Annotated in this window: 2 protein-coding genes; both read right to left on the reverse strand. The window is 73.4% G+C overall.

What is annotated here, in order from left to right:
- The coding region (locus tag NBZ85_RS31015) for a YkvA family protein (RefSeq protein WP_261563408.1) at positions 1-450 on the reverse strand (450 nt) is incomplete at its 3' end.
- Between the two features lie 226 nt (positions 451-676).
- Positions 677-1,524, reverse strand: an 848-nt coding sequence (locus tag NBZ85_RS31020; protein ID WP_261563409.1) for a 3-hydroxyacyl-CoA dehydrogenase family protein, incomplete at its 5' end; no start/stop codon positions are given.

Consider the following 1,524-nt stretch of genomic DNA (forward strand, 5'->3'; position numbering starts at 1 on the left):
GCCCGGATCTCCCCCCCGGCCCGGATCTCCCCCCCGGCCGCCGCGGACGCGGTCGATTCCGGCGGCCACGAGCGACCGGGCCACCTTCGCCTTGCGCAGCGCTCCGGCCGGGCTCGCCAGGGCCGAGGAGGCGCCGATGAGCACCTGGAAGCCGCGGTCGCTGCCTCGCCAGTGCTCGCGCAGGATCGGCTCCCCGGCGCCGACGACCAGCCGGCGGAACGCGAAGGCGACGATGGCGACGTCGTCGAGCTGGCCCACCACGGGGATCATGTTCGTCAGCCGGTTACGCGGCGACACCAGGTACGCCAGCGCCGCCGCGGCCTCGACCTTCGCGGACTGCGGCACCCGCGGATCGGCGACGACCCGCCGCAGCATGATGACCAGATCGGGGAGAAACATCGTTATCTCCCGGCCGAACTGCCGCACGGCGTCCTTGTCGAGCATGACCATCGCCGTGGCGTCTCCTCTTGTGCGAACCGGGACTTCCCGCCGACCGGCGACATCCTAGTGCCGCATCGGGCAGCTGCCGTGGGCGGCCGCGACCGCCGGCTGGTCCCCTGTCAACGGCCGACGCGCCCACGACGTGCCACGTTGCCCCGGGACACCTCGACCGGGTGACCCCGGCGGCGCCGTGCTTCGGGCGGCGGGTTCCCCAGTTCGAAGCCCCCCGAACGGACTACCGGCGAGGATGCGCCAAGAAGCCCCGGCCAGTCTTGCGGCCCAGGAAGCGGGCCCGCACCAGGTGCTCCAGGAGGGGAGCCGGGGCGTAGCCCGGCTCGCGGAACTGCTCGTACAGCGAGCGGGTGATGGCGAGAGTGACGTCGAGCCCGACCACGTCGGCGAGCGCGAACGGTCCCATGGGATAACCGCAGCCGACCGTCATCGCCGTGTCGATGTCCTCGATCGTGGCGTAGTTCGCCTGCAGCATCTTCACCGCGTCGTTCAGGTAGGGGAACAGCAGCGCGTTGACGATGAAGCCGGCCCGGTCGGCGCAGCGCACCGGATGCCGGCCCGCCGCCCGCGCCAGGGCCAGGGCCGTCGCCGTCGCCCCGTCCCCGGTGAGCACCGTGGGCACCACCTCGACCAGGCGCATCACCTGGGCCGGGTTGAACCAGTGCATGCCGACGACGTCCTGGGGCCGCCGGGTCGCGGTGGCGCACTCGACGACCGGCAGCGAGGACGTGGTGGTCGCCAGCACCGCCCCGGGCCGGGCAACCTTGTCCAGATCGGTGAACAGCTCGCGCTTGACCGCCAGGTCCTCGATGACCGCCTCGAGCAGCACGTCGCAGCCGCCGAGCTCGCCGAGGTCGGTGGTGACCCGCAGCCGGCCCAGAGCGGCGCCGCGATCGTCCTCGGACAGTCGGCCCTTCGTGACCGCCGCCGCCAGCGACGCGGCCACCCGGTCGCGGGCCGCGTCGGCAGCCTCCGCCCGCCGGGCCCGGAGGATGACCTCATGGCCGGATCGGGCCAGTACCTCGGCGATACCCCGCGCCATCGTGCCGCTGCCCACGATCCCGACCGACC

It is taken from the genome of Frankia tisae (assembly GCF_025403405.1).
Taxonomy (GTDB): Bacteria; Actinomycetota; Actinomycetes; order Frankiales; family Frankiaceae; genus Frankia; species Frankia tisai.